Annotated in this window: 22 protein-coding genes; 16 read left to right on the top strand and 6 right to left on the bottom strand. The window is 74.2% G+C overall.

Annotation, left to right across the window (positions count from 1 at the left end):
* Positions 1 to 50 precede the first annotated feature (50 nt).
* From scpB to ACFY7E_RS15425, 6 genes are all read left to right on the top strand, one after another.
* Entirely contained in the window at positions 51 to 608 is a 558-nt protein-coding gene (scpB, locus tag ACFY7E_RS15450; protein ID WP_389484981.1) for an SMC-Scp complex subunit ScpB, read from the top strand.
* Positions 608 to 1,846 (top strand): pseudouridine synthase, encoded by a 1,239-nt coding sequence (locus ACFY7E_RS15445; RefSeq protein ID WP_389484912.1) that lies wholly within the window; start codon positions 608 to 610, stop codon positions 1,844 to 1,846. The genes scpB and ACFY7E_RS15445 overlap by 1 nt, the downstream gene beginning before the upstream one ends.
* A gap of 132 nt (positions 1,847 to 1,978) precedes the next feature.
* Complete coding sequence (gene pnuC / locus ACFY7E_RS15440) at positions 1,979 to 2,650, top strand: nicotinamide riboside transporter PnuC (RefSeq protein ID WP_389484909.1); 672 nt, start codon at positions 1,979 to 1,981, stop codon at positions 2,648 to 2,650.
* On the top strand, positions 2,647 to 3,726 hold the full coding sequence (locus ACFY7E_RS15435; RefSeq protein ID WP_389484906.1) for an AAA family ATPase: 1,080 nt from the start codon (positions 2,647 to 2,649) through the stop codon (positions 3,724 to 3,726). The genes pnuC and ACFY7E_RS15435 overlap by 4 nt, the downstream gene beginning before the upstream one ends.
* Positions 3,723 to 4,460 (top strand): NUDIX domain-containing protein, encoded by a 738-nt coding sequence (locus ACFY7E_RS15430; protein WP_389484904.1) that lies wholly within the window; start codon positions 3,723 to 3,725, stop codon positions 4,458 to 4,460. The genes ACFY7E_RS15435 and ACFY7E_RS15430 overlap by 4 nt, the downstream gene beginning before the upstream one ends.
* The gene (locus tag ACFY7E_RS15425; RefSeq protein ID WP_389484901.1) at positions 4,457 to 5,488 is read left to right on the top strand and encodes an ADP-ribosylglycohydrolase family protein; all 1,032 of its coding nucleotides are present in this window, start codon (positions 4,457 to 4,459) and stop codon (positions 5,486 to 5,488) included. Before ACFY7E_RS15430 ends, ACFY7E_RS15425 begins: the two co-directional genes overlap by 4 nt.
* Before the next feature lie 14 nt (positions 5,489 to 5,502).
* On the opposite strand, the gene ACFY7E_RS15420 is transcribed toward ACFY7E_RS15425, so the two are convergent.
* On the bottom strand, positions 5,503 to 6,192 hold the full coding sequence (locus ACFY7E_RS15420) for a DNA polymerase beta superfamily protein (RefSeq protein ID WP_389484899.1): 690 nt from the start codon (positions 6,190 to 6,192) through the stop codon (positions 5,503 to 5,505).
* A gap of 10 nt (positions 6,193 to 6,202) precedes the next feature.
* Positions 6,203 to 6,664, bottom strand: coding sequence for a Rieske (2Fe-2S) protein (locus tag ACFY7E_RS15415; RefSeq protein WP_389484896.1), 462 nt, complete (start codon positions 6,662 to 6,664; stop codon positions 6,203 to 6,205).
* A 169-nt stretch (positions 6,665 to 6,833) separates the two neighbouring features.
* Here ACFY7E_RS15415 and aroH point away from each other — a divergent pair, with 169 nt between their 5' ends.
* The 5 genes from aroH (at position 6,834) to der (ending at position 11,252) form a co-directional block, all read left to right on the top strand.
* The gene (gene aroH / locus ACFY7E_RS15410; RefSeq protein ID WP_389484894.1) at positions 6,834 to 7,196 is read left to right on the top strand and encodes a chorismate mutase; all 363 of its coding nucleotides are present in this window, start codon (positions 6,834 to 6,836) and stop codon (positions 7,194 to 7,196) included.
* Positions 7,193 to 8,281, top strand: a complete 1,089-nt coding sequence (locus tag ACFY7E_RS15405) for a prephenate dehydrogenase (protein WP_389484891.1) — start codon at positions 7,193 to 7,195, stop codon at positions 8,279 to 8,281. Before aroH ends, ACFY7E_RS15405 begins: the two co-directional genes overlap by 4 nt.
* A gap of 137 nt (positions 8,282 to 8,418) precedes the next feature.
* The gene (gene cmk / locus ACFY7E_RS15400) at positions 8,419 to 9,093 is read left to right on the top strand and encodes a (d)CMP kinase (RefSeq protein WP_389484888.1); all 675 of its coding nucleotides are present in this window, start codon (positions 8,419 to 8,421) and stop codon (positions 9,091 to 9,093) included.
* A gap of 53 nt (positions 9,094 to 9,146) precedes the next feature.
* Positions 9,147 to 9,734 (top strand): lysophospholipid acyltransferase family protein, encoded by a 588-nt coding sequence (locus ACFY7E_RS15395; protein WP_389484979.1) that lies wholly within the window; start codon positions 9,147 to 9,149, stop codon positions 9,732 to 9,734.
* Positions 9,735 to 9,803: 69 nt separating this feature from the next.
* On the top strand, positions 9,804 to 11,252 hold the full coding sequence (der, locus tag ACFY7E_RS15390) for a ribosome biogenesis GTPase Der (RefSeq protein ID WP_383153044.1): 1,449 nt from the start codon (positions 9,804 to 9,806) through the stop codon (positions 11,250 to 11,252).
* A 78-nt stretch (positions 11,253 to 11,330) separates the two neighbouring features.
* Here der and ACFY7E_RS15385 read toward each other — a convergent pair whose 3' ends face one another.
* On the bottom strand, positions 11,331 to 11,603 hold the full coding sequence (locus ACFY7E_RS15385) for a hypothetical protein (protein WP_389484885.1): 273 nt from the start codon (positions 11,601 to 11,603) through the stop codon (positions 11,331 to 11,333).
* A 212-nt stretch (positions 11,604 to 11,815) separates the two neighbouring features.
* Positions 11,816 to 12,598: a hypothetical protein gene (locus ACFY7E_RS15380; RefSeq protein WP_389484883.1), complete on the bottom strand. Its 783-nt coding sequence runs from the start codon at positions 12,596 to 12,598 to the stop codon at positions 11,816 to 11,818.
* Between the two features lie 216 nt (positions 12,599 to 12,814).
* On the opposite strand from ACFY7E_RS15380, the gene ACFY7E_RS15375 reads away from it, so the two are divergent.
* The 4 genes from ACFY7E_RS15375 to ACFY7E_RS15360 all read left to right on the top strand — a co-directional run bounded on the left by ACFY7E_RS15375 (position 12,815) and on the right by ACFY7E_RS15360 (position 16,361).
* On the top strand, positions 12,815 to 13,417 hold the full coding sequence (locus ACFY7E_RS15375; protein WP_389484881.1) for a transglycosylase family protein: 603 nt from the start codon (positions 12,815 to 12,817) through the stop codon (positions 13,415 to 13,417).
* A 91-nt stretch (positions 13,418 to 13,508) separates the two neighbouring features.
* Complete coding sequence (locus ACFY7E_RS15370; protein ID WP_389484879.1) at positions 13,509 to 14,783, top strand: glycosyltransferase family 4 protein; 1,275 nt, start codon at positions 13,509 to 13,511, stop codon at positions 14,781 to 14,783.
* An 85-nt stretch (positions 14,784 to 14,868) separates the two neighbouring features.
* Positions 14,869 to 15,855, top strand: coding sequence for a helix-turn-helix transcriptional regulator (locus tag ACFY7E_RS15365; RefSeq protein ID WP_383447819.1), 987 nt, complete (start codon positions 14,869 to 14,871; stop codon positions 15,853 to 15,855).
* Positions 15,856 to 16,145: 290 nt separating this feature from the next.
* Positions 16,146 to 16,361, top strand: coding sequence for an I78 family peptidase inhibitor (locus ACFY7E_RS15360; RefSeq protein WP_383447816.1), 216 nt, complete (start codon positions 16,146 to 16,148; stop codon positions 16,359 to 16,361).
* A 78-nt stretch (positions 16,362 to 16,439) separates the two neighbouring features.
* On the opposite strand, the gene ACFY7E_RS15355 is transcribed toward ACFY7E_RS15360, so the two are convergent.
* Positions 16,440 to 17,258: a phosphatase PAP2 family protein gene (locus ACFY7E_RS15355; protein WP_389484876.1), complete on the bottom strand. Its 819-nt coding sequence runs from the start codon at positions 17,256 to 17,258 to the stop codon at positions 16,440 to 16,442.
* 471 nt (positions 17,259 to 17,729) lie between these two features.
* Between ACFY7E_RS15355 and ACFY7E_RS15350 the strand changes: the two genes are divergently transcribed.
* Positions 17,730 to 19,448: an MFS transporter gene (locus ACFY7E_RS15350; protein ID WP_389484874.1), complete on the top strand. Its 1,719-nt coding sequence runs from the start codon at positions 17,730 to 17,732 to the stop codon at positions 19,446 to 19,448.
* Between the two features lie 42 nt (positions 19,449 to 19,490).
* Here ACFY7E_RS15350 and ACFY7E_RS15345 read toward each other — a convergent pair whose 3' ends face one another.
* Positions 19,491 to 19,922 carry a cell division protein SepF gene (locus ACFY7E_RS15345; protein ID WP_383438824.1) on the bottom strand — a complete coding sequence of 144 codons (432 nt, stop codon included), beginning with the start codon at positions 19,920 to 19,922 and terminating at the stop codon, positions 19,491 to 19,493.
* Positions 19,923 to 20,128 lie beyond the last annotated feature (206 nt).

Here is a 20,128-nt window from a genome sequence, read left to right as displayed (position 1 = left end):
CCGACACTCGCACCGACACCGACCTCAAGCCCTCCCTCGAGGCCGTCCTCATGGTCGTCGACGAGCCCGCCACCGAGGCCCACCTCGCCAAGGTCCTCGACCGTTCCCCCCGGGAGGTCGCCGACGCCCTGCGCGAGCTGGCCGACGAGTACACCGCCCAGGGCCGCGGCTTCGAGCTGCGCCAGGTCGCCGGGGGCTGGCGCTACTACACCCGCCCCGCGTACGCCCCGGCCGTCGAGGCCTTCGTCCTGGAGGACCGGCAGACCCGGCTCACCCAGGCGGCCCTGGAGACCCTCGCGGTGGTCGCGTACCGCCAGCCGGTCAGCCGTTCCCGCGTCTCGGCGGTCCGCGGGGTCAACTGCGACGGCGTGATGCGGACCCTCCTCCAGCGGGGTCTGGTGGAGGAGGCGGGCGCGGAACCCGAAACAGGTGCGATCCTGTACAGGACGACGAACTACTTCCTGGAGCGGACGGGCCTGCGCGGCCTGGACGAACTCCCCGAGCTCGCGCCCTTCCTCCCCGAGGCGGAGGCGGTCGAGCCGGACTCCCTCGAAGGCGTCCCGTCGTTCGAACCCGACGCAGACGTAGACGACAAGACGGAACTTTGATGCGAAGCAGCAGCGGCAGGAACAGCAGCGGAAACAACGGCGGGAGCCGTGGTGGCAACAGCGGCGGCCGCGGCGGCAGCGGTGGCGGTCGCGGGAACGGCGGCGGAGGCGGGAACGGCGGCGGACGCGGCAACCACCGCGGCGCCGGCAACGGCCGCGACGACCGCCAGGGCGGCGGGCGCCCGGGCCAGGGCGGCGGTCGTCCCGGCGGCCAGGGCGGCGGCTCCCGCCAGGGCGGCCAGGGCGGCGGCAGCCCGCGCCGGCCGCGCCCGGAGGAGCGCAGCTACGACGTGGAGGGCCTCGCCGGCCGCCCGGACGGCCCGCCCAGGCGCGGTCGCGGCGACGCCGCGCGCGGCGGGGCCAAGGGCGGCCCCCGGCAGTCCCCGCAGCGCGGCGGCGGCCGTACGGCGCCCGCCCGCTCGCGCGAGTACGACGCCCGCACCGAGGAGCGGAACCGGGAGCGGTACGCCGGCAAGCCCGAGATCAAGACCCCCAAGACCTTCCCCGGCGCCGAGCAGGAGGGCGAGCGGCTGCAGAAGGTCCTCGCCCGCGCCGGCATGGGCTCGCGCCGCGCCTGCGAGGAGCTGATCGAGCAGGCCAGGGTCGAGGTCAACGGCGAGATCGTGGTCGAGCAGGGCATGCGCGTCGACCCGGAGAGGGACGAGATCAAGGTGGACGGCCTGACCGTCGCCACCCAGTCGTACCTCTTCTTCGCCCTGAACAAGCCCGCCGGCGTCGTCTCCACCATGGAGGACCCGGACGGCCGCCAGTGCCTCGGCGACTACGTCACCAACCGCGAGACCCGGCTCTTCCACGTCGGCCGGCTCGACACGGAGACCGAGGGCATCATCCTGCTCACCAACCACGGCGAGCTGGCCCACCGCCTCACGCACCCGAAGTACGGCGTGAAGAAGACCTACCTGGCCGCCATCACCGGCCCGCTGCCCCGCGAGGTCGGCCGGCGGCTCAAGGACGGCATCGAGCTGGAGGACGGCTACGCCCGCGCCGACCACTTCCGCGTGGTGGAGCAGACCGGCAAGAACTACCTGGTCGAGGTCACCCTGCACGAGGGCCGCAAGCACATCGTGCGCCGGATGCTGGCCGAGGCCGGCTTCCCGGTCGAGAAGCTGGTCCGCACGGCCTTCGGCCCGATCGGCCTGGGCGACCAGAAGTCGGGCTGGCTGCGCCGCCTGACCAACACGGAGGTCGGCATGCTGATGAAGGAAGTCGGCATGTAGCACCGCCCGGGCGTCCGTACGAAGGGGCCCGTGACCGTTCCGGCGGTCACGGGCCCCTTTGCGTCCGCGTCCGGCCCTTGTGGGCGCGGCCCGCCACCCTTTATAGTCAACATGACTCTTAAGGAGGCGGGCATGAGCCTCGCGACCCTGCTCGAACCCCTGCAACGGCCGCTCCTCACCGTCCTGGACACCCCGGTCAGCTGGACCGAGGTCCTGGGCTTCGGCAGCGGAGCGCTCTGCGTCTGGCTCGTGGCCCGCCAGCACGTGGCCAACTGGCCCGTCGGCATCGCCAACAACCTCTTCTTCGTCCTGCTCTTCGCACAGGCCGGGCTCTACGCCGACGCCGGCCTCCAGATCGTCTTCATCACCCTCGCCGTGTACGGCTGGTGGACCTGGACCCACGGGGGTGGACCGGGCTCCGACACCCTTCCGGTGCGCCGCACCACGAGCGCCGAATGGGCGTGGCTGCTCACGGCGGGGGTGGTGGGGACCCTCGGGCTCACCCTGCTGCTCGACCGCGCCACCGACTCGACCGTCCCCTTCTGGGACGCCCTGACGACCGCGCTCTCCCTGACGGCCACCTACGGCCAGTGCAGGAAGCGCCTGGAGTCCTGGTGGCTCTGGATCGCCGCCGACGTCGTCTACGTGCCGCTGTACGCGCACAAGGGCCTGTACCTGACCTCCCTGCTGTACGTCGGCTTCATGACGCTCTGCGCAATCGGCCTGCGCGGCTGGACCAGGGACCTCACGGGGGCCCGCCGACCGGCGGTGGAAACGGCGGAGACGACGGAGGCGACGGCGTGAAGCGCTACGGGCACGGCCTCGTCCTCGGCAAGTTCTATCCGCCGCACGCCGGCCACCACCACCTCGTCCGCACCGCCCTCGACCGCTGCGACCGCCTCACCGTCCTCGTCTGCGCCTCCTCCGCCGAATCCGTCCCCCTGGAGGAGCGCGTCGCCTGGATGCGCGAGGTCCACCCCGACGCCCTCGTCGTCGGCGCCGTCGACGACCACCCCGTCGACCTCCACGACCCCGACGTGTGGGAGGCCCACATGCGGGTCTTCCGGGCCGCCGTGCCCGAACGCGTCGACGCCGTCTTCACCTCGGAGCCGTACGGCGAGGAGCTCGGCCGCCGCTTCGGCGCCGACTCCGTCCTCGTCGACCCCGACCGCGTCCGCTTCCCCGTCTCCGGCACCGCCGTCCGCGCGGACACCGCCGGCTGCTGGGACTTCCTGGAGACACCCGTACGGGCCGCGCTCACCCGCCGGGTCGTCGTCCTCGGAGCCGAGTCCACCGGCACCACCACCATGGCCCTCGCCCTCGCCGACCACTACCGGCGGCGCGGCGGCGTCTGGGCCCGCACCCGGTACGTACCGGAGTACGGCCGCGAGTACAGCGAGCTCAAGCTCGCCGAGCTGCGGGCCGAACACCCCGGCGCCACCTGGCCGGACGTCGTCTTCCGCTCCTCCGACTTCCCCGTCATCGCCCAGCGCCAGGCCGAACTGGAGGAGGAGGCCGCCCGCGACGGCTCGCCCGTGCTCTTCTGCGACACCGACGCCTTCGCCACCACCATCTGGCACGAGCGGTACATGGGCACCACCAGCGCCGACACCGGCGAGATCGCCGCCCGGGGCCGTCAGCACCTCTGGCTGCTCACCGACCACCGGGGCGTCGACTTCGAGGACGACGGGCTGCGCGACGGGGAGCACCTGCGGCCCTGGATGACCGCCCGCTTCCTCACCCAGCTCGCGCACTCCGGCCGCCGCACGGTCGTGCTCACCGGACCGCACGAGGAACGGCTCGCCACCGCCGTCGCCGCCGTGGACGCGCTGCTCGCCGAGGGCCCCCGCTTCACCGATCCCCTGCCGGAGCGCCGATGACCGCCCGCCGGGCCCCCGAGGGCTACGACCCCCGCGCCTTCGAGCCGTTCGCCGTCACCGTCGACCTCGCCGTCCTCACGATCCGCGAGGAGCGCCTCCACGTCCTCCTCGTCGAACGCGCCCGGGAGCCGTACGCCGGGTCCTGGGCGCTGCCCGGCGGCTTCGTGCTGCCCCGCGAGTCCGCCGAGTCCGCCGCCCGCCGCGAACTCGCCGAGGAGACCGGCCTCTCCGTCGCCACCGTCGCCGGACTCCACCTCGAACAGCTCCGCACCTACACCGAGCCGGACCGCGACCCGCGGATGCGGGTCGTCTCCGTCGCCTTCACCGCCCTCGTACCGGACCCGCCCGAGCCGCGCGGCGGCGGGGACGCGGCCCAGGCGCGGTGGATCCCGTACGGGACGCACGGGCCGCTCGCCTTCGACCACGACCGGATCCTCGCCGACGCCCACGAACGGGTGGGCGCCAAGCTGGAGTACACCTGCCTCGCCACCGCCTTCTGCCCGCCCGAGTTCACCCTCGGCGAGCTGCGGCAGGTCTACGAGACGGTCTGGGGCGTCGAGCTCGACCGCCCCAACTTCCGGCGCAAGGTCCTCGCCACGCCCGGCTTCGTCCGGGCCGTGGAGGGGCCGCCGCGCCTCACCGGCGGACGGGGGAAACCGGCCGCCCTCTACCGGGCGGGCGGGGCCACGGCCCTCCACCCGCCCCTCCTGCGACCGGAAGGACGCTCCTCGTGAACCACGCACCCACCGCCGTCAAGCGGGCCGCGACCGGATCCCTGATCGGGCTCGCGCTCGGCGACGCGCTCGGCTTTCCCACCGAGTTCGACGACGTGCCCTCGATCCTCGCGAAGTGCGGACCCTGGCGGGAGATGGAACTCCCCGTCAGGGACGGAAAGGCGTACGTCACCGACGACACCCAGATGGCCCTCGCCTTCGCCCGGGGCATCCGCACGGCCATGGACACGGGCGTCCTCGCCCCGGACCACCTCACCGGTCCGGTCCGCGAGGAGTTCGTCGACTGGTACCACTCCCCGGACAACAACCGGGCCCCCGGCACCACCTGTCTGCGCGCCTGCGAACTCCTCGACGGCGACCGGCTCTGGCAGGACGCCAGCCGGATCCACTCCAAGGGCTGCGGCGCCAACATGCGGGTCACCCCCGTCGGCCTCGTCCCCGGCCTGAGCGACGAGCAGCGGGCCGGGGCCGCGCAGCTCCAGGCGGCGCTGACCCACGGCCACCCCACCGCGCTCGCCGCCTCCGACCTGACGGCCCGCGCCGTGCACCTCCTCGCGCGGGGCGTGGACCCGGCCGGACTCGTCGGACAGCTCCGCTCGTACGCGTACGAGAACCGCTCCCGCTACCACGAGGAGTGGCTCGGCGACCTGTGGACCCGCTCCCAGGACCCCTCCGCCCGGCACTTCGCCGAGCGCGGCTGGGACGAGTGTCTGGCGGTCCTGGAGCGCCTGGACGCCGTCCAGCGCACGGCCGACCCGGAGCTCGACCCCTGCACGTACACCGGCGACGGCTGGATCGCGGAGGAGGCCCTCGCGACCGGGCTGCTCTGCTTCCTCCTCTTCCCCGACGAGCCCCTCACCGCCCTGCGCCGGGCCGCCTGCACCCGCGGCGACTCCGACTCGATCGCCGCCCTCGCGGGCGCCTTCGCCGGCGCCCGCCTCGGCGCGGACGCCTGGCCGGGGGAGTGGGCGGACCGCGTCGAGTACCGGAGCGACCTCGTCGCCTTCGGCGCCCTCTGGGACGCCTGAACCCCGGCGTCCGGCTACAGCTCCCGCAGGGCTGACGCGCGGCGGGCGCGGGTCAGGAAGTCCTCCACGCGCGCGTGGTCCGGGGCGGCGGGCAGTGGGGAGGCGTCGTGGGCCAGGTCGGCCTCCTCCTGGAGGCGGTTCATCCAGGACTCGACCTCCGGCCAGGGCACCTCGCCGCGCTTGACCGCGAGGAGGCGGTCGCGGTCCCCGCCGACGTCGACGCGCAGCTCGCCCGTGCGCAGCAGGTCCCGGCAGCTCGCCAGGAGCCGCAGCAGGTGCATGGCGTGCTTCCAGCGCGGATGCCCGTACTGGCGCACGTCCGCGTCCAGCTTGCGGCGCTGCCCGTCCGCATACCGCACGAACGTCCGGTGGGCCTGCCGGGAGAGGAAGGCGCCGCGCAGGGAGATCAGCTCCCGGCCCAGGTCGTCGGCGTACTCGACCACGGGGGAGTGGAGGCACTCCAGGGCGTTCGGGTTGTTGCGCAGGGCCAGCTCGCAGAAGCGCTCCAGCTCCCAGCTGAACTGCTCCTCGCGCGGCCCCTCCACGTGCGCCGGGGGCTTGTCGAAGCGCCAGAACAGCGGCGTCGGGGCGAGGTAGACGCCCCGCACGTCCGTGTCGCTGCCCTCGGTCGCCAGACCGAAGGCGCGCGAACCCGTCACACAGGAGTAGATCGTGTGCTCGCGCACCAGCTCGTCCGGAGTCATGCCGGGCAGGTTACGCGAGGGTGATCGTCTCCTCCGAGACGATAATCTGCTCGGCGGGGAGGGGGCGGGTGGCCGGGCCCGTCACCACCGAGCCGTCCGCGACGCGGAACTTCGAACCGTGGCAGGGACAGTCGACGGTGCCGTCCGCGACCTTGTTCACCAGGCACCCCTGGTGGGGGCAGACCGCCGAGAACGCCCTGAACTCGCCGGCCGTCGGCTGCGTCACCACCACCTTCTCCTCCGGGAAGACCGTGCCGCCGCCGACCGGGATCTCGGAGGTCCTGGCCAGCGCCCCGCCGTCGCCGCCGGGGGACGCGGAGCCGCTCGGGGCCTCCGGCGTCCCCGGGGCGTCCGTGCCCGCCGTCGTACCGCCGTCACCCCCGTCCCCGCCGCCGTCCGAGCCGCAGCCCGTCGTCGTCAGGGCCGCGGCGGCGAACAGGACGGTACGGCGGCACGCGCGGGGAGACGTCATGGCGCCAGCCTGGCCAGGCGCCCCCGCCGGGTCCCGCGACACGCCCGCGTCCGTACTCCGGACGGCGGAACGCCGCGCCCGCCCCGTCTCGGAGAGCGGGCGCCGTGCTTCCCGCGCCCCGCCGCTGACTAGGCTGAACGGAGCACCGACGCAGCAGAAGGAGCACGACGTGGCGGTACGAGCGGTCCGAGGCGCCGTCCAGCTGGACCGGGACGAGGCCGGGCACATGCGCGAGCGGGTCGAGGAGCTGCTCACCACCGTCCTCGAACGCAACGGCCTCACCGCCGACGACCTCATCAGCATCTGGTTCACCGCCACGTCCGACCTGCACAGCGACTTCCCCGCCGCCGCGGCCCGGCACATCGGGCTCGTCGACGTCCCCCTGCTCTGCGCCCGGGAACTCGACGTCGAGGGCGCCATGCCGAGGGTCGTCCGGCTCCTCGCCCACGTCGAGACCGAGCTGCCCAAGACCCGGATCGCGCACGTCTACCTCGGCGCCGCGGCCGCCCTGCGCAAGGACATCGCCCAGTGAGAACAGCGCTCGTCATCGGAACCGGCCTGATCGGCACCTCCGCCGCCCTCGCCCTCGCCGGCCGGGGCGTCACCGTCCACCTGCGCGACCACGACCCGGCCCGCGCCCGCACCGCCGCCGCGCTCGGCGCCGGCACCGACGAGGCGCCCGAGGGCCCCGTGGACCTCGCCGTCGTCGCCGTGCCCCCCGCCCACGTGGCCACCACCCTCGCCGGGGCCATGGCCTCGGGCCTCGCCCGCGGCTACCTGGACGTCGCCAGCGTCAAGGGCGGACCGAAGCGGGAGCTGGAGGCCCTCGGCCTCGACCTCACCGCGTACATCGGCACCCACCCGATGTCCGGCAAGGAGCGCTCGGGCCCGCTCGCCGCCACCGCCGACCTCTTCGAGGGCCGCCCCTGGGTCCTCACCCCCACCCGGGACACCGACACCGAGGTCCTCAACCTCGCCCTGGAGCTCGTCGCCCTCTGCCGGGCCGTCCCCGTCGTCATGGACGCCGACGCCCACGACCGGGCCGTCGCCCTGGTCTCCCACACCCCGCAGCTGGTGTCGTCCATGGTCGCCGCGCGCCTGGAGGAGGCCGACGAGTCGGCCGTGCGCCTCTGCGGGCAGGGCATCCGCGACGTCACCCGGATCGCCGCCTCCGACCCCCGCATGTGGGTCGAGATCCTCTCCGCCAACCCCGGCCCCGTCGCCGACGTCCTCTCCGGCGTCGCCGCCGACCTCGACGAGACCGTCCGCGCCCTGCGCTCCCTCCAGTCCGCCGACGAGGACGAGCGCCGGGACGGCGCCACCGGCGTCGAGGACGTCCTGCGCCGCGGCAACGCCGGGCGCTCCCGCGTCCCCGGCAAGCACGGCGCCGCCCCCGCCGCCTACGAGACCGTCGCCGTCCTCATCAGCGACCGGCCCGGCGAACTGGCCCGGATCTTCGCCGACGCGGGCCGCGCGGGGGTCAACGTCGAGGACGTCCGCATCGAGCACGCGACCGGCCAGCAGGCCGGCCTGGTCCAGCTCATGGTGGAGCCCTCGGCGGCCCCGGCCCTCGGCGCGGCCCTCCAGGAGCGCGGCTGGGCCCTGCGCACGGGCTGACGCGGGCCCGGGACCCGCGGGTCCCGGGGGTCCGGCACGGGCTGGGCCGAACGGGTGCGTGGGACTCGGTAACCTTGGGGGAGCCCGTCGCGTCTCCGCCGGGTCCTGTCACCCCACCCCAGGAAGGTGTTCCCACCGTGGAATCCGTGATCGTCGCCATCGACGGGCCGTCCGGCACGGGCAAGTCGAGCACCTCGAAGGCGGTCGCCGCCAAGCTGGGACTGAGCTACCTCGACACCGGCGCCCAGTACCGGGCGATCACCTGGTGGATGATCAGCAACGGCGTGGACGTCTCCGACGCCGGGGCCGTCGCCAACGCCGCCGCCAAGCCGGTCATCGTCTCCGGCACCGACCCGTCCCGGCCCACCATCACCGTGGACGGCGCCGACGCCTCCGGCCCCATCCGCACCGAAGAGGTCACCTCCAAGGTCAGCGCCGTCAGCGCCGTCCCCGAGGTCCGCGCGCTCATCACCGAGCTCCAGCGGACCATCGCCAGGGGCGCCGCGCACGGCATCGTCGTCGAGGGCCGGGACATCGGCACCACCGTCCTGCCCGACGCCGACCTGAAGATCTTCCTCACCGCCTCGCCCGAGGCCCGCGCCGCCCGCCGCTCCGGCGAGCTCAAGGGCGCCGACGTACGCGCCACCCAGGAGGCCCTGGTCAAGCGGGACGCGGCCGACTCCAGCCGCAAGACCTCCCCGCTCGCCAAGGCCGACGACGCCGTCGAGGTCGACACCACCGACCTCACGCTCGACCAGGTGATCGAGTGCGTCGTCACCCTCGTGGACGAGAAGAGGGCGGCCGTCAGGTGACCGTGCCCTCCGCGAAGGGCGCCGCCGTCGGCCGCGGCATCGGCATCGGGCTGATGTACGGGCTGTGGAAGCCGCGCGTCCTCGGCGCCTGGCGGGTGCCGGCCTCCGGCCCCGTCATCCTCGCCGTCAACCACGCGCACAACATCGACGGCCCCATGCTCATGGGCACCGCCCCCCGCCCCGTGCACTTCCTCATCAAGAAGGAGGCGTTCGTCGGCCCGCTCGGCGGCTTCCTGAAGGGCATCGGACAGGTCGAGGTGGACCGGCACGGCACCGACCGCACCGCGATAGCGGACGCCCTGGGCGTCCTGGAACAGGGCGGCGTCCTCGGGATCTTCCCCGAGGGCACCCGGGGCGAGGGCGACTTCGCCTCGCTGCGCGCGGGCCTCGCGTACTTCGCGGTCCGCGGCGGGGCGCCGATCGTCCCGGTCGCCGTCCTGGGCAGCACCGACCGCCGGGGACGGCTCGTCAAGGCCCTGCCCCCGCTGCGCGGCCGCGTCGACGTCGTCTTCGGCGACGCCTTCGAGGCGGGCGACGGCTCGGGCCGCCGTACCCGCAGGGCGCTGGACGAGGCCACCGTACGGATCCAGGGGAAGCTCACCGCCCACCTGGAAAACGCCAGGCGCCTCACCGGGCGCTGAGCGAGACTCTCAGTAGTGGAACCCGCCGTCCGGGAACCACCGACCACGAATGATCGAGGAACGGACTTCATGAACGACCAGCACGACCACGGGGCACTTGGCGACGCCGAGTACGCGGAGTTCATGGAGCTCGCCGCGGAAGAGGGCTTCGACGCGGAGGAGATCGAGGGCGCGATCGAGGAGGCCGGGCACGGCCCGCTCCCCGTCCTCGCCGTCGTCGGCCGCCCGAACGTCGGCAAGTCGACCCTGGTGAACCGCATCATCGGCCGCCGCGAGGCCGTCGTCGAGGACAAGCCGGGCGTCACCCGCGACCGCGTCACCTACGAGGCCGAATGGGCCGGCCGCCGCTTCAAGGTCGTCGACACCGGCGGCTGGGAGCAGGACGTCCTCGGCATCGACGCGTCCGTCGCCGCCCAGGCCGAGTTCGCCATCGAGGCCGCCGACGCCTGCCTCTTCGTCGTGGACGCCACCGTCGGCGCCACCGACACCGACGAGGCCGTCGTCAAGCTGCTCCGCCGCGCCGGGAAGCCGGTCGTCCTCGCCGCCAACAAGGTCGACGGCCAGTCCGGCGAGGCCGACGCGGCCATGCTCTGGTCGCTGGGCCTGGGCGAGCCGTTCCCCGTCTCCTCGCTGCACGGCCGCGGCACCGGCGACCTCCTGGACGAGGTCCTGAAGAAGCTGCCCGAGGCCCCCGCGCAGCGCTTCGGCAACGCCGTCGGCGGCCCGCGCCGCATCGCCCTCATCGGCCGCCCGAACGTCGGCAAGTCCTCCCTGCTCAACAAGGTGGCGGGCGAGGACCGGGTCGTCGTCAACGAGCTGGCCGGCACCACCCGCGACCCGGTCGACGAGCTGATCGAGCTCGGCGGCGTGACGTGGAAGTTCGTCGACACCGCCGGCATCCGCAAGAAGGTCCACCTCCAGGAGGGCGCGGACTACTACGCCTCCCTGCGGACCGCGGCCGCCGTCGAGAAGGCGGAGGTGGCCGTCATCCTCATCGACACCACCGACACCATCTCCGTCCAGGACCAGCGCATCATCACGATGGCGGTCGAGTCGGGCCGCGCCATCGTCATCGCCTACAACAAGTGGGACGAGCTGGACGAGGAGCGCCGCTACTACCTGGAGCGCGAGATCGAGACCGAGATGCAGCAGGTCTCCTGGGCGCCCCGGGTCAACGTCTCCGCCAAGACCGGCCGCCACATGGAGAAGCTGGTCCCGGCCATCGAGACCGCCCTCGCCGGCTGGGAGACCCGCGTCCCCACCGGCCGGCTGAACGCCTTCCTCGGCGAGATCGTCGCCGCCCACCCGCACCCGGTCCGCGGCGGCAAGCAGCCCCGCATCCTCTTCGGCACGCAGGCGGGCACCAAGCCGCCCCGGTTCGTCCTCTTCGCCTCGGGCTTCCTGGAGGCCGGCTACCGCCGCTTCATCGAGCGCCGCCTCCGCGAGGAGTTCGGCTTCGAGGGCACCCCGATCCACATCTCGGTCCGGGTGCGCGAGAAGCGCGGCCGCAAGAAGTAGCACCGCGCGCCGGCGGCGCCGCGCGACACGGCCGGGGGCCGGTACCCGTAGCGGGTACCGGCCCCCGGCCGTTCGGTCCTACAGCCCCCCGCGGATCCCCGGCGGGAGCGCCGGGCGGGGCACCTGCGGGGGCGGTGGCGCCGGGGCCCGGTCCGTCCACGCCGCGGGGGCCGCGTGCCGGCGCCCCCGCCCGCCCGCGCCCAGCGTCGTGCCGAAGGCCCGGAAGGCCAGTCCCTCCTCGCCGCTGCGATCGCCCGGCAAGGTCCGGAACGACCTGCGGTACTCCAAGTACAGGGCGTCGTAGATCGGCGTGGGCGAAGGGCCCGCCGTGACGTCCGGCGCGGGGCGCATGGAGGGGATCTGACTCGGATGCGGCTGGAGGAAAGGGTCGTATGGGTGCACGTAGGTGCCAACGACCCCGCCGCCCGTCGGATGCGGGCGGCTCTCCGAAAGGGGAGCCCGCCGCGGACGCGACACGGGCGGAGCCCCGGCTCCCGGCGTCCCCCGCTCCGCCGGCACCCCGGCGACCCGCACCCAGCCCGAGCCCTGCCGCGCGTCCTTCGTCACGTGCCGGCCAGGGGCATCGCGGCGGCGACCAGGCGTCCGTTCGCGGCGGCCTTCTCCAGGGCGTCGCGCAGCAGGTCCTCGCGCGGCTGCTGGCCGATCGAGCCCACCGGGGCGGCGAAGACCAGGACCGTGTGCGACTTGTTGGCCGCCGCGCGCCAGCCGTCGGTGACCTGGAGCGGCTGGTGCGCCTGCCACCAGGCGGCCTGCCCGGCGCCGCCCGGACCCGGCTGGAGCACCGAGTGGAGCCGGCCCATGGCGACCAGGACCGACCAGCCCGGCAGCGTCGCCGGCGCCGTCTCCAGGTCCACGACCGGCTGGAAGCCCTGCTCGGCCAGGAGCGGCAGGAACTCGTCGACGAGGCCGCCCGACCCGGGGCGTGCCACCGGGGCGGTCGGCTCCACCACCAGGGCCGGGTGCAGCTCGCCCCGGATCAGGACGAGCCCGCTGGTGACCCCGAGCACGGCCTGCTCGGGGTGGGAGGCGGAGAGGGCGTCGGCGGCGTCCGAGGCCGTGATGGAGGCGACGGCGCCCTGGAGCTGCTCCTCCGCGACTCGGACGACCTGGGAGGGGATGCAGCCGGCGTGGGCGAACGCGAGGACCGCCGTCTCCTCGCCGACGAACAGCACCGTGCTGGTGCGCTCCTGCTCGGAGTCCCCCGGCGTGCGGCAGGAGGTGCAGTCGTAGTGGCCCGGGGCGTTGTCGCCGTCGAGCAGCCGGTCGGCTTCTTCGTCGCCGATCTCGGCGCGTACGTCCTCGCTGACGTCGAGCATGCGCGGCACGGGGGGCTCCCTGGACTCGGTACGGGCGGACGCCGGGCCGTTCCCGGTCGTCTCATGCCGAGTTCAACGGGTCAGGCTCGGCCGGGGTCACGCGCGGATGCGGGACAAGTTGCGGCCGGACCGTACGGCGGGAGGGTGCCGCCGACCGGGTGGGGTCCCGGCGGAGTCCCGCGCGCCACGGGCCGGTGGCGCCGGGAGGCCGCCTAGCCTGCGGCGATGTCGAAGATCAGATTTTTGACGGCCGGTTCCCTCGCGGCGGCCTCCGCGGCCGCGCTCCTCGCCCTGGCCCCGGCGCCCGCCCGCGCGCAGGCCGCGACCCAGGCCCCCGACCGGGTGCAGAGCCGGTCCCAGGCCGTCGCCGCGCCCCGTACGACGACCGCCTCCGTGCCCGCGTACGCCTGCGCGCAGGACCAGTGGCCGTGGGGCTGCGTCGCCGAGTGCGAGAGCGGCGGGCGCTGGCACGTCAACACCGGCAACGGCTTCTACGGCGGCCTCCAGTTCTGGCAGCCCACCTGGGTCGAGCACGGCGGCCTCGCCTACGCCTGGCGCGCCGACCTGGCGACCCGCGCGCAGCAGATCAAGGTCGCCGAGGCGGTGCTGCGCACCCAGGGCTGGGGTGCCTGGCCCGTCTGCTCCAAGCGGTACGGCCTGAGCGGGCGCGTCCACACCGTCCAGGCCGGCGACACCCTCAGCTCGATCGCCCGCCGCTTCGGGATCAAGGGCGGCTGGCAGGCGCTGTACACGGCGAACCGGAGCCTGATCGGGGCCGATCCGAACCGGGTCGCCGTCGGCACCATGCTGCGGATCTCCCCGCTCTGACGACCCCGCCCGCCCGCGCGGGAGCACCGGCGCCGCCCCGGCAAGTACAGTCGGGCGACCGACCAACTGACCGGGGGGAACCGGCAGCGCGATGCGCATCTCCTTTCTGCTCCACAACGGCTACCACTACGGCGGCACGATCCGCGCCACCTTCACGCTCGCCGAGGAACTGGCGGAGCGTCACGAGGTCGAGATCGTGTCGGTGTTCCGCCACCGCGACCGCCCGCTGCTCGGCCTGCCCGGCGGGGTGACCCTGCGTCACCTCGTCGACCTGCGGAAGAACAGCCCCGGGTACGACGGGGACCACCCCGACTTCCACCGCCCCGCCGAGGTCTTCCCGCGCGGCGACGGACGCTGGAAGCAGTACAGCGCCCTCACCGACGCCCGGATCGGGGAGCACCTGCGCGGGGTGGAGACCGACGTCCTCGTCGCCACCCGCCCCGGGCTCAACGTCCACCTCGCCCGGCAGGCTCGGCGCGGGCCCGTCCTGATCGGCCAGGAGCACCTGACCCTGGAGGGCCACGGCTACCGGCTGCGCCGGGACATCGCCCACGAGTACGCGCTGCTCGACGCCGTCACCACGGTCACCGAGGCCGACGCCCGCGCCTACCGGAGGCTGGGGCTGTCCGGCGTACGGATCGAGGCCGTGCCCAACAGCGTGCCCGCGCCCTCGCTGCCGCCCGCCGACCCGGCGGCGAAGACGGTCGTCGCGGCGGGCCGGCTGACCCGGGTCAAGCGGTACGACGTGCTGATCGACGCCTTCGCGGAGCTGGCCGGGGACCACCCCGACTGGAAGCTGCGGATCTACGGCTCCGGGGACGCCGTCCAGAACCTCCGGGAGCCGCTCGTCCGGCGGATCGAGGAGCGCGGCCTCGGGGGACGGGCCTTCCTCATGGGGTCGGTCATCCCGCTGGAGTCGGAGTGGGTCAAGGGGTCGATCGCCGCCGTGACCTCCCGGCGCGAGTCCTTCGGCATGACGATCGTGGAGGCGATGCGCTGCGGCCTCCCGGTGGTCTCCACCGACTGCCCGCACGGGCCGCGCGAGATCATCGAGAACGGGGTCGACGGGCGTCTCGTGCCGGTCGACGACGTGGCGGCGGTCGCGCGGGCGCTGCGCGAGCTGATCGAGGACGACGAGCTGCGGGCGAAGACGGCGCGGGCGGCCCTCGCCGCCTCCGAGCGCTTCGACCCGGCCCGGATCGCCGCCCGGCACGAGGCGCTCTGGACGGAGCTCCTCGGCCGGGGCGCGTCCCGGCGCACCCACCCCCCGGCGCGGGCCGCGCTCCACCGGGGCGTGGGCCGGGCCGTCGACGCCGTCTACGCCCAGAAGGCGCGGGCGGGCCGCCTGGTCCGCCGCTTCCGCTGACCCGGCCGGAGCGCCCTCCGCCGGTCGCCGGAGCGGTCCGCGCCGAGGACGGTGGCTGTCCGCGAGGGCTGCCAGACTCGGGCACATGTTGGAGACCTCCGCACGGCTGCTGCGTCTGCTCTCACTGCTCCAGGCCCACCGCGAGTGGTCCGGCGCCGATCTCGCCGACCGGCTCGGCGTCACCCCGCGCACCGTGCGGCGGGACGTCGGCCGGCTGCGGGAGCTCGGCTACCCGGTGCACGCCGGCCCCGGCACCGGCGGCGGCTACCGGCTCGGGGCCGGGGCCGAGCTGCCGCCGCTCCTCCTCGACGACGAGGAGGCCGTGGCGGTCGCCGTCGGCCTGCGCGCCGCCGCCGGACAGGGCGTCGAGGGCATCGGCGAGAGCTCCGTCCGCGCCCTGGCCAAGCTGGAGCAGGTCCTGCCGGGCCGGCTGCGGCGGCGCGTCGGGGCGCTGAACGCCTTCACGGTCCCCCTGCTGCGCACGCCGGACCAGCGGGTCGACCCGGAGGTCCTCACCGAGCTCGCCCACGCCTGCCGGGACAGCGAGCGGCTCCGCTTCGCCTACCGGGACCACGGCGGCTCGGCCACCCGCAGAACGGTGGAGCCGCACCGCCTGGTCTGCACCGAGCGGCGCTGGTACCTGGTCGCCTGGGACCTGGACCGGGCCGGCTGGCGGACGTTCCGGGCCGACCGGATCGAGCCCGCCCCGCCGCACGGCCCCCGCTTCACGCCCCGCGAACCGCCCGCCGAGGACCTGGCGGCCTATGTGGCGAAGGGCGTGTCCAGGAGCGCCTACACCACGGAGGCGACGGTCCGGCTGCTCGTGCCGCTCGCCGAGGCCGCCGCGGCCGTCGGCCCGCTGGACGGCGTCCTGGAGGCCGACGGGGACGCGGCCTGTCTGCTGCGCACGGGGGCGCACGGCCTCGACGTCCTGGTGTTCCACGTGGTGATGCTGGGCCTCGACTTCGAGGTGGTCGATCCGCCGGAGCTCACCGGGTGGGTCCGGGAGCTCAGGGACCGTCTGTCCCGGGCCCTCGACCGGGCGGACGGCGGTTCCGGTACGGGCTCCTGACGCCCGCGCCGGGGTGTTCGGGCGGTGTAGGCATTGTGTGAGGGAAGAGTGAGCGCTCCGCGCGGGTGCCGTGGAAACAATTCCGGAAGCCCGCGCGGCGAGAGCCGATCGTTCGCGTTCCACCGGCCCTTTCCCTCTTCGGGGAGAAGTCCGGGGCATTTCCGGGAAATAGCGGGAGAGACGGCGGAGAAGAGGCGGGCGTCCGGCCTTCCGGGTGACATGGGACACGGCAAACTCATGTCGAGAACTTGTGACACAAGCGTGACCGGCAAGGGACTAACGTGAGGTTCATGGCACCCACACCGCGCACTCCCGAACCGCCCCGCGACGCCCCCGAGTCCTATGTGGGCCTCGACGCGGAAGGCGCCGAGCAGCTCGCCAGGACCCGGGGCTGGAGCGTCGTCCGCTCCCTGCCGCCCGGCTCGATGATCACCATGGAGTACCTCGCCGGGCGCATCAACTTCGAGGTCCAGGACGGCGCCGTCACCCGCTGCTGGCTCGGCTGACGCCCGGCCCGGCGCACAGGGAAGGGCCCCGGCCGACCGGCCGGGGCCCTTCCGTGCGTACGGGGGAGGAGGCGCGGATCAGCCCCCGGTCGCCGGGGTGCGCCGGCCGCCGGCCACCCCCACGGGCTCCCGGACCGGCTCCTCGGGGCCGGGCGGGCGGGTCGGGAAGAACCCCGGCCGGGGCCCTCCGGACGCCACCGGCAGCGAGGGCACGAGCCGCCGCCGGTCCCGCAGCCGCTCCCGCAGCCGGTCGCGCGCGGCGAGGATCCACGACTCCGCCACGGCCAGGGCCGGCTCGCACCAGGGCAGCGCGAGCAGGACCAGGAGGCCGGCCGCCCAGCCGAGCAGGACGTCGCTCAGCCAGTGCGTGCCCAGGTAGACGGTGGTGAGGCCGACGCCGAGGGCGACCACGGCGGAGAGCGCCGACAGATAGCGCCGGGCCCGTGGGGTGGTCGCCAGATAGGCCAGGATCCCCCAGGTCACGACCGCGTTGGCGGTGTGGCCGGAAGGGAATATATCGCCGCCCGCGAAGAGCTCGGCGGAGCCGACCTGCGTCGCGTAGTGGGGTCCGAGCCGGCCCAGTCCGAGCTTGACCGAGCCGACCGAGACGTTGAGCAGCAGAAGGGCGGCGCCGAGACACAGCAGGGGGCGCAGGGTGTGCTGGCGCCAGGAGCGCCAGCCCAGCCAGGCGGCCACCATGACGGCCGTGGGGCCGCGCTGACCGAGGACGACGTAGTAGTCGAGGAAGGCGTGCAGCTCCGGCCACTGCTGGTAGGGCCGGAACAGCATGATCTTCCAGTCGAGGGCCACCAGCCGGGTCGACAGCAGGACCGCCACGACGATGGCGAGATAGAACGCCGACGTCCCGCCGAAGAGGGCGAGACGCGTGCGGGTCATCCCCGGGACCTCTATCTTCGGCGGTTCCGGCTCCCGGTCCAGCCGGGCAAAGATGTCGGTACGCACCCAATCGACGTTACAGGGAGTGAGAAGCCGACCCCGTCAAACCGCTCCCTTCGTGATGACGATGTGATGTTGAGCGGCTCGTGAAGAGCGGCTCGTCGGCGGCGGCCGTCCGGAAATCGGATGGCCCGCCATCCCATTCTCCGAAGGCGCATTCCGGATGAATGTTTGAACGACCGGGAATTGTTCCGAACGGGCGTCCGTGTGGAATTCCGTACGATCCGCGCGCCGACCCGAGTGGCGTACGCCACACCGGGCGCCCCGACGGGGTGAGAGGTGCGCCACGCGCTCGATGCTTGAACTCGCGTACGCTGGCGGCTCACTCGCCCGTCGATGCCGGGCCGCTCCGGGGAGACAACCCCTGGTCGGGGCCCACCGAGCGCGAGAGCTTCACTGGGAGGTACGTACATGTCGCGGACGAACACGGCCCCAGCACGACCCCGTGCCGCCGCGGGCGGTGGTGCCAACCGCTGGGTCGTCCTCGTCGTCCTCTGCGTCAGCCTCCTCCTGGTCGCCCTGGACGCGACCATCCTCCACGTCGCCGTCCCCTCGCTCACCGAGGACCTGCGCCCCAGCTCCACCGCGCTGCTCTGGATCGTCGACGCCTACCCCCTGATCTGTGCCTCGCTCCTCATCCTCTTCGGCACCCTCGGGGACCGGGTGGGCAGACGCCGGGTCCTGCTGCTCGGTTACGCACTGTTCGGTGTCGCCTCCGCGGTCGCCGCCCTCGCCACCGAGTCCTCCGTCCTCATCGCGGCCCGCGCGCTGCTCGGCGTCGGCGGCGCCATGATCATGCCCGCCACGCTCTCCATCCTCCGGGCGGTCTTCCCCGACCGGCGGGAGCGCGCCACCGCCATCGGGGTCTGGACGGCGGTCGCCGCGATCGGCGCCGCCACCGGACCGGTGCTCGGCGGCTTCCTCGTCGAGAACTACTGGTGGGGCTCCGTCTTCCTCATCAACATCCCGCTGATGGCGCTGATCCTGCCGCTCGGCCGCCGCCTGCTGCCCGAGTCGCGGGGCGCCGCCGACGGGCCCTGGGACGTCCTCGGCGCCCTCATGGCCGCGGCCGGAGTGCTCGGCTGCGTCCTCGGCGTCAAGCGCGCCGGGGCCGGCGACCCGCTGCTCGCCCTGCCCACCGCCGGGCCGCTGCTGCTCGGTGCCGCGCTCCTCGTCCTCTTCGTGCGGCGGCAGCGGCGGCGCCCGCACCCGCTGATCGACACGGGCCTCTTCGCCCGACCCGCCTTCACCACCTCGGTCGGCTGCATCGTCCTGGCCATGCTGGCCCTGGTCGGCCTGGAGCTCATCGCCGTCCAGTACCTCCAGCTGGTCCTCGGCCTCAGCCCCCTGGAGACCGGCCTCCGGCTCCTTCCGCTGACCTTCGCCGCCATGGCGGCCGGCGCCACCGGCTCGTACACCCTGCGCCGGATCGGGCCGCGCCGGATGGTCGGCTGGGGCTTCGTGCTCACGGCCGGCGCCGTGCTGCTGCTCGTCCTCATGGGGGAGCACGACCGGCCGCTGCTGCTCACGGTGGGCTTCGTCCTGCTCGGCTTCGGCCTGCAGACCACGCTCTTCTCGGCGTACGAATCGATGCTCAGCGAGGCGCCGCAGAAGAGCGCGGGCGGCGCGGCGGCGATCGGGGAGACCTCGTACCAGCTCGGCGCGGGCATGGGCATCGCGCTGCTCGGCAGCGTGATGAACGCGGCGTACGCCCCCGGTCTCCGCGGGGTCCCCGGGGTGCCCGAGGAGGCGGGCCGGGCCGCCGCGAACTCGCTCGGCGAGGCCTACCAGGTGGCCGACCGGCTCGGCGGCACCGCCGGCGCCGCCCTGCACCAGGCCGCCCGTCACTCCTTCGTGGACGGCCTGCACGTCACGCTCTGCGTCAGCGCCGCGCTGCTGCTCGCCGGCGCGCTGATGGCCCTGCGGCTGCCCCGGGTCATGGAGTGCCCGGTGGATCCCGGGGGCGAGGAGCACCCGGGCGCCGCGGACGCGCTGAGGGCCGACGGCGATCCGGCGCGGTCCGTGGAGCCCGCCCGGAAGGCGGGGCCGCCCGGGGTGTCCGAGCCGCGGGTGCCCGCGACCCGGGAAGCGATCGAGCCCGCCGGCTCGGGACGACGTCCGGCGCGCTGACCCGGTCCGTCGGGAGGGGCCCGGCCGGACCGGCGGACCCGCTCAGCTCTGGTTGAAGAAGCCGTCCTGCGGGCGCCGGCCGCCCTCGCTGACGATCCGGGTGTCGGCGGGGGTCAGCAGGAAGACCCGGGTCGCCACGCGCTCGATGGAACCGCGCAGGCCGAAGGCGAGGCCGGCGGCGAAGTCGACGACGCGCTTGGCGTCGTCCGGCTCCATCGCCGTCAGGTTCACGATGACCGGGACGCCCTCCCGGAAGAGCTCGCCGATGCCCCGGGCGTCCCGGAAGCCGTCCGGGGAGACGGTGGCGATCCGGCGGCCCCGGTCCTCGGCCGTGTCCGTGGCCACCCGGACCCGGGGGTCCGTCACCCAGGCGTCGCCGCTCTCGGCACCGTCGGCGTACTCGTCGTCGTAGTAACGCTCGTCGCTGTCCTCGACGAGTCCCAGCCAGGCACTTGCCTTGCGCACCGATCCCATCGACGCCTCCTTTCAACGCGGTCACTTGTGGTTCCGCATGTCCCCATCGTCGTCCATGATGCGGATCGCGCGCCAAACGGATAAGCGCCGTGCAGGGGATTCGTGACGGTACTGGTGCAGAACGTGAGGGCGGTTTCCTGGCGATACGTCAGGAAACGTGCGGTATACGGGTCCTGGCGGGGGGCCATGCAGATGAAAATATGAAA

The sequence above is a fragment of the Streptomyces sp. NPDC012825 genome, assembly GCF_042900925.1.
In the GTDB taxonomy this organism is placed as follows: Bacteria; Actinomycetota; Actinomycetes; order Streptomycetales; family Streptomycetaceae; genus Streptomyces.
Note: the sequence above shows the minus strand (reverse complement) of the source record. Positions and strands in the feature narration are given on the sequence as shown.